General features: G+C 55.3%; 7 protein-coding genes. All 7 read left to right on the forward strand.

Annotated features, from left to right (window positions below; translation table 11 throughout):
- Positions 1-1,108 (forward strand): DUF2961 domain-containing protein (locus ABX962_RS20195; protein WP_372721823.1); only part of this gene is annotated, 1,108 nt, incomplete at its 5' end.
- Positions 1,105-2,574 (forward strand): sulfatase-like hydrolase/transferase, encoded by a 1,470-nt coding sequence (locus tag ABX962_RS20200; RefSeq protein ID WP_372721824.1) that lies wholly within the window; start codon positions 1,105-1,107, stop codon positions 2,572-2,574. The genes ABX962_RS20195 and ABX962_RS20200, both read left to right, overlap by 4 nt.
- A gap of 104 nt (positions 2,575-2,678) precedes the next feature.
- Positions 2,679-5,177 (forward strand): glycoside hydrolase N-terminal domain-containing protein, encoded by a 2,499-nt coding sequence (locus ABX962_RS20205; RefSeq protein ID WP_372721825.1) that lies wholly within the window; start codon positions 2,679-2,681, stop codon positions 5,175-5,177.
- A 137-nt stretch (positions 5,178-5,314) separates the two neighbouring features.
- Positions 5,315-5,491, forward strand: a complete 177-nt coding sequence (locus ABX962_RS20210; protein ID WP_372721826.1) for a hypothetical protein — start codon at positions 5,315-5,317, stop codon at positions 5,489-5,491.
- A gap of 138 nt (positions 5,492-5,629) precedes the next feature.
- Entirely contained in the window at positions 5,630-6,550 is a 921-nt protein-coding gene (locus tag ABX962_RS20215; protein WP_372721829.1) for a family 43 glycosylhydrolase, read from the forward strand.
- Positions 6,551-6,760: 210 nt separating this feature from the next.
- Complete coding sequence (locus tag ABX962_RS20220; RefSeq protein ID WP_372721827.1) at positions 6,761-8,188, forward strand: sulfatase; 1,428 nt, start codon at positions 6,761-6,763, stop codon at positions 8,186-8,188.
- Between the two features lie 4 nt (positions 8,189-8,192).
- A partial coding sequence (locus ABX962_RS20225; RefSeq protein ID WP_372721828.1) for a GH116 family glycosyl-hydrolase occupies positions 8,193-9,923 on the forward strand: 1,731 nt, incomplete at its 3' end.

Consider the following 9,923-nt stretch of genomic DNA (forward strand, 5'->3'; position numbering starts at 1 on the left):
AGCGACGGTGGATGCCCAGTTGGTCGTCAAAACCGGAGACTGGAACTGGGATGATCGCTCGATGTATTTCCACGCGGGTTGGCGAGGTCAATATCCGGTACCCACGCGTCCGTATTCGGATTGGAATTACGTCACGCTCAATGGTCGTGGCGTGTATGTCGCCGATACGCTGACAGTCATGAACCCCGTCGAAAAATGGTGGGGCGAGGGTGATGAGAAAATCTGGGTCGATGGAGAGGACTTTCCATCCATCTTTGGAACAGGGACGGAGGACTATTATGCCTATTCATGGGGCGGGGTGAGCACTGATTTTTATGAGCACCCGTTTCATGCGCAGCCGCGTGCCCACGAATACAACAAGTTGAATCGCAAGCCAAAGGAGAAGGCGGGTGTTCGCAATACGCTTGGGTATAGCGTCGAGACCCGAAGTCGTTCTTTGGATACGATGCCCTTCGCTAGCTCGCTTCAGTTGGACATGGAGGTCTGGTCCTGGACCGATTGCGAGATGGGCTACAGCGTGGGCATGTGTTGGTACGGCTTTGCCGACACGACCTCGAACCGTAAACCGGAACCGGCCGAGGTGCTCAACGTGCCGTCGGTGCCGGATCTGCAGAACGTTACACCGGACTCCTCCGCTGATTCATTCAAGGACGCGGTCGAGATCGTTCCGGAACGGGTGCGATCGAAGCCAGATAGGATCGTGCTGAAGATGCAGGACTTGAAAAAGATGAAGTTCAAGGGCACATGGAATCAGGGGACGCACCAATTGTTCAAAGGTGCTCTCTTGGGTGACGCGGTTGAATTGAGCATCCCGGCGGCCAGTGATGGTGCTGAGAAGTTGACCTTGTATGCCACGAAATCAAGAGACTTTGGCATTCTACGTTTCTCGGTGAACGGCAAACCTGCTGGCGTGGAAGTGGATCTTTATGCCGCCAAGCCTATTCCGACCGGCGGAATCGAACTAGGCGACTTCGAACCCGTCGACAGTGCTTATGTAGTGCGAGTCGACGTGGTCGGCAAGAACCCGCAGAGCCAAGGTACCTTTTTTGGCCTTGATTGCATCACTCTGTCTTCGCCCACGATCGAGAACACGGAACCCAATCAATGAACCCGAGTGATCTAAAAATTGTAAAGTTTGCATGGCTGCTAGGAGCGTTTTTGTGCGTAAGCGGCGAGGCAATGGCAGACACGCATGACCGGCCCAACATCATCGTGATCATGGCGGACGACTTGGGATATGCCGATGTCGGCTGCTATGGCTGCAAAGATATCCCGACGCCCAATATCGATCAGCTGGCAGCGGACGGCGTGCGATTTACCTCCGGCTATGTCACGGGGAACATGTGCGGTCCCTCGAGGGCAGGATTCTTGAGCGGTCGGCGCCAGTCGACTTTTGGCTATTACAGCAATGTTTCCTCACCCTTCGATCCGGCTCAGGGATTGCCGAAAATAGAGACCATTGCCAGCCTGTTGCAGAAGCAGGGCTACGTGACTGGCGGTGTGGGCAAGTGGCACATGGGGACGACGCCTGATCAGCATCCCAATGCAAAAGGCTTTGACGACTGGTTTGGTTTTCTGGGTGGCGGACTCATGTACTATCCCTTGGACCATCCTTCTTATCAAGGTCGATTCACTCCACTGAAGCGACCGGCCAAGCATCGTGATCTTCAGCACACGATGCCGTTGATCCACAACATGACACCGGTCCCGTGGGATCAGTATCTGACGCGTGAGCTGACCGATGCGGGAATCGCCTTCGTTGAAAAAAAGCTGGAGCAGCCGTTCTTTCTATTCATGTCGTACAACGCCCCGCATCTTGATCTGGAGGCGCCACCGGAAACGATTGCCAAATTTCCTGAAGACGCGATGACAGCGGTCCCCGGAGTGACGCCGAAATCTCGCTCCATTTATGGAGCCATGGTCTATGAAATGGACCAAGGCATCGGCAAGCTGTTGGCGAAGGTTAATGAAATGGGCCTCAGTGACAACACCATCATTTGGTTTTTGAGTGATCACGGTGGGATGAGAAGGACAAGTGACAATCGGCCGCTGAGAGGCAGCAAAGGAAACTCCTACGAGGGTGGTTTACGGGTGCCGATGATCGTGAAGTGGCCCGGCAAAACAGCGACCGGAGCTGTGCTTCATTCGCCGGTAACATCACTGGATATCGGTGCCACCTCGATTGCATTAGCTGGCGGAGATCCGGTCAGCGCCGGGCTTCATGGCAAAGACATCCGTGCCTATATGACCGGCCAGTCGGAGGAGGCACCGCACGAGGCGCTCTATTGGTATACGGGAAGTTACAAGGCTCCGGCTGGTGTGATGCGTGAAGGCGATTTCAAACTCCTTTATGAAAAAGGAATAGCCCAGCTCTATAACCTGAACGACGACCTCGGAGAAACAACCGACCTAGCAGCCACATATCCGCAGCGGGTGCAGTCGATGCTTGCTCGCTGGAAGGAATGGGCCGAAGGGCGTCAACCCGAGCTTTGGGGGAAAAGTCGAGGCTCATTCCAATACGCGGACTACGAGTGGCTCAAGGGCAGCCAGCACTATAGGCACACGTCCAAGTAGCGACGTACGAGAATGACGAACGGGTGCATGGAAGCTCAATTTCCAGTAGCAAGTAGGGCCGGTTCCCACCGGCCCCAATCGAAACAACAAGAGAGACTTGAACCATGAGCGTTGGAAAATTTGCAACCCTGCTTGGGATCCTGCTGGCGTTTGTAACGATGGCCGCGGCCGATGAACGCCATGTGCTGCGATATGACGCGCCGGCCAAGGATGCGTCGCTGGTCAACAAGGGAAAAGGGAAGAAACCTCCGAAACTTGGCTATATCCAAACGGCACTGCCGATGGGCAATGGTCGACTGGGAGCCATGTTTTCCGGCGGTATCGATACCGAGCATCTGCTGATCAATGACATCACGCTGTGGATGAATGCCAAGCGTGGGATGGACGAGGCGGCGCAGTCCGGCACACGAACCGTTGCTTCGGAGGATTTCGAGACGGTGCGGAAAGCCTATCGCGAGGGGAAATACGGCACCAAGCCCGGCAGTATGGAAAGCCTGTCCACGAAGTATCTCAGCAGTACCGAGCCGCTAGGGAACTATGCCCCCTTTACCGACCTGATGATTTCGTCAGGTCACGATCCCGCACAGGTTCGTAACTACCGCCGTTCTCTCGATTCGCGGACGGGATTGGGAACCGTCAGCTATTCGATCGGGGATGGAACGTTCACCCGAGAATTCTTTTGCAGCTATCCACACGATGTGGTGGTGGCCCGTTATACGGCCGAGGGTGCAAAACTGAACCTGACGATTCATACCACGACCCAGCACAAGGGGGCGCAAGTCAGTGCAGCAGACAACCGGATCATCCTGAGCGGCAAAGCGAAGATGGTTCAGGACGATGTCGAGTTCATGCAGATCGTACAGATTGATGCCGGCGACGCAGACGTGATGCCGCAGCCCGATGGCTCAGTTAAAATCGCGGGCGCAAGCGATGTGACGATTGTTCTGGCGGGCTATTGCGATTATCTGCCCGTCTATCCGTCCTTCAAAGGACGCGACTATCAAGCGGATTGCGAGAAAACGATTACCACGGCCGCAAAACTTGGCTTTGATTCGCTCAAAAAATCGCATGTCGACGATGTTTCGAAGATAATGGATCGCTGTCGGTTGGAGCTCGATTTTAAACCGTCCGGATTGACCACCGACAAGCTGGTATCGGGCGATGGAAGCCTGGAACTGGAAAACCTGTACTTCCATTACAGCCGTTATCTGCAATTGTGCTGTTCGCGTGGCGCACCGGTTCCCTCCAACCTGCAAGGGCTTTGGAATGCCGACCTCAAGCCAGCATGGAACTGCGATTACCACACCGATATCAACGTGCAGATGAACTACTGGATGGTCGATCCAGCGAACCTGTCGGAATCGTTTCGTCCGTTTGTTCAGTGGACGAAGATCCTTGCTGAATCAGGCTCGCATACGGCACGCGAAACCTTTGGTGTTGAAAAGGGCTGGAGCATGGGGCTGAACGGCAATGTGTTTGGCTTCACCGCGCAGAACGAACATGGACGTCGCAACCAGCAGGGTGGGCACTGGCTTTGTCAGAACCTGTTTGATCATTATGCCTTCACCCAAGACCGTGCGTATCTCGAAGAAATCTATCCGATCCTCAAAGGATCGGCGGAATTTTTTGTCGAGTATCTCGCTGCATGGAAGGATGGCACCCTAGTCGTCTATCCCACCTGGTCGCCCGAAAACAGTTACCTTGTCAAACAGTACGGCAAACTGAACAAGCAAGCTTACGGAGCCTCCTGGGATCAGCAGCTCGTGCTGAATCTCTTCACGGACTGTATAGAAGCTTCCACGGTCCTCCGGCGTGATGAAGATTTTCGCAAAACCTTGCAGGAAATAATCCCGAATCTCTGCCCGCAAAAAATTGGTCAGTATGGTCAGCTGCAGGAATGGCCCGAGGACTGGGACAACCCCAAGGATACGCACCGTCATATCTCGCATTTGATCGCGCTGCATCCCGGCCGCGATATCTCGCCGCTGACAACAAAAGAACTGCATCAGGCGGCCTTGGTAACGATGAAGCATCGCGGCGACGAATCCACCGGCTGGAGCACCGGTTGGAAAACTTGTTTTTGGTCGCGACTACACAACGGCGACCGCGCGCACAAAATCTATCAATTCCTGACGTCTAAACGGGCGTATCCGAACCTATTTGATTTTCATCCGCCGTTCCAGATCGATGGTAATTTTGGCGGGGCGGCTGGCGTCTGCGAAATGTTACTGCAAAGCCACTTGCGCAGTGTGAATGCCGATGCGAAGACGATCGAAGAGGCCGCGTTTGTGGCGTACCAGAAGGATCCGAAGCAACCGAATCATTTTGTCCCGGTCGCTCCCGACGAACGACTCGCAGACGCACCCTACATCCTGCACCTATTGCCGGCGCTTCCGTCGGCGTGGCCGAGTGGGGAAGTCAAAGGGCTGAAGGCACGCGGCGGATTCGAAGTCGAGATGCAGTGGAGCGACGGTCGCCTCGTTCAGGCGACGATTCAAGCCTCTCGGAGCGGAGATTTTCGTATTTACGCGGGAAAGACATTAAGCGAAGTGATTTCGCTCAAAGACGGCGAGTCGATGAATTGGCCGCCAAGCCGAGAATAATACTGATAGGTGAAGTCTATTGTTTCGATCGCATTCGATGCCGCAAAGCGGCAACGGCGTGTCGCAAATCGTTAACAAGCACCCCATTCAAAGGACTACAATAGGTTATCTAACAGCCACTCACCCAACCTAAACTCGTGGTTCGTCACGAAGCAAAGTCAGGGTTATCCGTAGTGGACGAGGCGCTCCGCCAAGTTGTTAGGCAGGAATCATTGAGTGAAATCCTGTTAGCCGTTTTGGCGAACACTGGCAAACCACACGATATCGAGGGGGCGGTCGATGGGCTTTCACCCGATCAGCCAACGCTTGATTGACGCAACGCAAAAGATAATGGGAGTCGAAAATTGATAGGACGATTTTGTAAACAACGTGATCACCGACGCGAAATCACCCTCGGAGCGATTAAACCAAAACTTCTGCAACCCATTGCGTTGCTGTTCACACTGCTTGTCATTCCGACTGTGGTTGCTGCGGAGGAAACCGCCACGGTCAAAGTAACCCATTCAGCGGTACAGGGCATTGGTGCCGAAAAGGGGGTGATGCGGCGTGACCCGAGCGACATCATCAAGGTCGACGACCTTTACTACGTGTGGTATTCCAAAGGCAAAATTTCACCCGGCTACGATGCGACCGTTTGGTACGCCACGTCAACCGATGGCCGCGAATGGACCGAGAAAGGGATGGCACTTGCCAAAGGCGAGCCCGGGACCTGGGAAGGCGAAAGCGTGTTTACGCCGAACATTCTGGTTGCCGAGGGACGCTACTGGCTGTTTTACACCGGTACCTCCAGAAAATTTGGCAAGGGATTCAATCCAGATTCGAAAATCGGCATCGCAGTCTCCGATTCACCCGATGGTCCCTGGCAGCGATTGGACACCAACCCGGCGCTGAAGAATAGTGACGATCCGGATGATTTTGACAGCCACCTCGTTGACGACGCGTGTCTGATCGTCCGTGAAGGTAAATACTGGTTTTATTACAAGGGGCGTCAATTGGGCAAAGGTCCAGGCCAGACGCAGATGGGATTGGCGATCGCCGAGCATCCGCAAGGTCCGTATGTCCGACACGAATCGAATCCCGTGATTCCCGGCAACCACGAAGTTCTGGTTTGGCCGCAGGGCAAAGGCGTGGCTGCGATGATCGGAACGACCGGGCCGAAAGAGATCACGAACACGATTCAGTATGCTGAAGACGGAATCCATTTCTCCAAAACCCATGATGTGAAAAACGGGCCATGGGCCGGCGGAGCCTATCGCCCGGAAGCGTTCACACAAAGTAGCACCGGAGAGATTCCCGAGTGGGGCGTCGAAATTGGCAGAGCCAAGGGGCACTTGCCGTTCATCGGACGTTTTGATTGCAACGTCGCCCCCTGATGCTGCGTTTGATCATTGAGTAGGCCCCGGTAGAGTCCGCAAATGACGGCAATAGCGTTTTGTACGCTACGCTCGCCCGAGCGTGGATGGTTACCGCGCAAATGCGAATCACCACCTTCTATCGAAGGTCACTACCAGACAATGCTTCACAGCGTTGCCTGATGGGGGCTGAACGGCGCTGGCCAGGACCAACAAACGGATCTTATGTAGATGAATACCAGAAACATCGTCGGTTTGATCGCGAGCGTGTGTTGGGGGGCAACGGCCTTGTTGGCCGCGTCCCCGGCACGTCCCAACATTGTCATCATCCTTACCGACGATCAGGGATATGCCGACCTCAGCTGCTTTGGTGGCACGCACGTCAACACGCCGCGGATCGATCAAATGGCGGCCGAAGGCTCGCGGTTGACCAACTTCTATATGGCGGCACCGCTATGTACGCCGTCGCGGGCGGCGCTGATGACCGGTTGCTATCCGCGCCGGATTGATATGGCGTACGGTTCTGACTTTGCCGTTTTATTGGCCGGCGACCGCAAGGGGTTGAATCCAGAAGAAGTGACAATCGCCGAGGTGCTCCGCGAGGCAGGATATGTCACCGGGATGTTCGGCAAGTGGCACCTCGGCGATCAGCCAGAATTTCTGCCCACCCGTCAGGGCTTTGACGAATTCTTTGGGCTGCCCTACAGCCATGATATCCATCCGCAACATCCGCGGCAGGACCACTTCCAATTTCCTCCGCTGCCACTATTGGATGGGGAAACGGTTGTCGAGCAGGATCCCGACGCGGATTACTTGACCAAGCGGTTCACGCAGCGAGCGGTTCAATTTATCGAACAACACAAGGACGAACCGTTCTTTTTGTATGTGCCGCACCCGCTGCCTCATGGTCCGTTGCATGTGTCGCCGCCGTTTATGAAGGATGCGCCGGATGCCGTCAAAGCGAAGTTGGCCAAGGAAGGTAAACGCGTCGATTACCGGACTCGCACCAAACTGTTTAAGTACGCGATCGATGAAATCGATTGGTCCGTCGGCCAAGTTCTTGATGCGATCAAAGCCAACGGACTCGACGAAAACACCCTCGTCATTTTCACTAGCGACAACGGCCCTGCGACGGGGAAAGCTCATCCACTGCGAGGCAAGAAAGGCAGCACGTTCGAAGGCGGCCCTCGTGTTCCCGCGGTCATTCGTTGGCCAGGCAAAATTCCGGCTGGTCGCGAGAACGATGAATTGATGACAGCGATGGATCTGCTGCCGACGTTTGCGGGGCTCGCCGGAGCCGAATTGCCAGCGGACCGCATTATTGACGGCAAGGACATTTGGCCCGTCCTGATTGGCAATGAAACGAGTCCACACGACACATTTTTCTACTATCGCGACAACGACTTGAAGGCCGTCCGATCGGGCAAGTGGAAGCTGCACTTAGCGCTGCCGCAATCCAATGGTGACAAGAGCCCACCGGCATCGGCTTTGTATGACCTGGAATCGGACATCGGCGAAAAGCGGAATGTCATCGCAGAACACCCCGAGGTGGTGTCGCGGCTTCGTGCGGCTGTCGAAGCCTTTGAAAAACGGTTAGCTGAAAACAGCCGGCCTGCGGCATTCGTGGACGCCCCCACACCACTGAAACTAGCGAAATAACACCATGGAAAACGAAACGAACACTCAACCCTCCGATGCTCTCGACGGCTGCGGATCCACGCCCGGTTGCTGTGGGGGCGAGAATGCCTTGGTGGGACGTCGCCAATTCGTCAAAGCAACCGGATTGACCGCAGCGATGATGATGGCGGCTGGCAGCGATGTGATGGCCGGTCCATTTGAAGCCGCGGAAATCGATCACGTCATTCCTGCCGACAAGAAGCTGAGCAAAGAATGGATCGCCAGTCTGTATGCACGGGGCGAGCCGCTGACCGCGACCGGCGACGGTCTGAAATACATCGGTATGCCGATCAGTGGCCTCTGTACCGGGCAAGTCTATCTCGGCGGCGATGGCGGGCTTTGGTATTGGAACCTCACCGCCGCAAAGGACCGAAAGAATAACCCCAAAGGCGCTCGCTACATGCAACCCGATGTGGCCCGTTCCTCGAAGGTTCAAGGGTTTGCATTGCAAGTCGGTGGCAAGGTCCACACGCTGGACGCCGGCGGATTCAAGCACGTCAAGTTCACTAATCAATACCCGATGGGGCGGGTGGACTATGCGGATGAATCGTGTCCGCTAAACGTTCAACTGGAAGCCTACACTCCCTTCATTCCGCTTCGCCGTGATGAGTCCAGCTATCCGGTCATCGTGATGCGATACACGGTGACCAACCACTCGCCGGATTCCCAAGAGGTGGCGATTGCGGGCTGGATCGATAACAGCACCAATGGCTCGAAGGGAAAGAAAGTCTGTGTGTATCGCGAACTGGATGAGATTGCTACCGTCGAATGCAGGGCAGATTTCGAAAACGCCAATTCGATGGCACTTGGTGTCTTTGGCAAGGAGAAGCCGGAGCTGGTCGATTTGGCAAAAACCAATCCTGGTCCCAATGGCATCTTTGACTCCGATGCCGGTCCCGAGGATGGTGCCCGAGCCGAGATGAATGCCAAACGGCCCGCCCTCGCTTCGATCGGCCGCAAATTTTCGCTCGGCCCCGGTGAATCCAAGACGGTGTCCTTCGCCGTTTCCTGGCGTTTTCCGAATGTTCGCTATGGCACCGCTTTTGGCGTCGGGCCGAAGTCGACCTCGCCCGGCCGCAATCACTACGCGACGGTTTGGCCGACCGCTGCCGAAGCTTCGAGTCAGGTAGCCAGCCGTGAGAGCGAGCTGTACGACACCAGTAAGAAATGGGTCGATACCTGGTACGACTCCAGCTTGCCGTATTGGTTTTTGGAGCGCGCGTTTATTCCCATCAACTGCATGCAAACCCAAGTCGCACAGCGGGTCTATCCACGTGGCAACGACACCGAGATTTACAATCTAGAAGAAGGCGTCCGCTGCTGTCCCGGCAATTGCACGCACGTGTGGAACTATGCCCAAGGTTTAGCGAGGGTCTTTCCAGAAATCGAACGCGAGTGCCGCGACAAGATCGAGTATGGTCTCGGTTTCGACGAGTCCACTGGAATGGTCTACTTCCGCTATTCGATGAGAGAAGGCAAAAGCGACAGAGACGATGCCCTCGACGGCACCTGCGGCACGATCATTCGCGTGCTGCGTGAAAGCCAGATGACGACGGACTACCGCTTCCTCGAGAGCATGTGGGACCGGGTCAAACGTTCGATGGATTTTGTGATCAAGGAATGGGATCCGGATGAAGACGGGCTATTGGCCGGTGCCCAGCACAACACTTTGGATGAGCCTTGGTACGGCAAGGTGCATTGGTTGATCAACGTCTAC

The sequence above is a fragment of the Novipirellula sp. genome, assembly GCF_041583735.1.
In the GTDB taxonomy this organism is placed as follows: domain Bacteria; phylum Planctomycetota; class Planctomycetia; order Pirellulales; family Pirellulaceae; genus Novipirellula.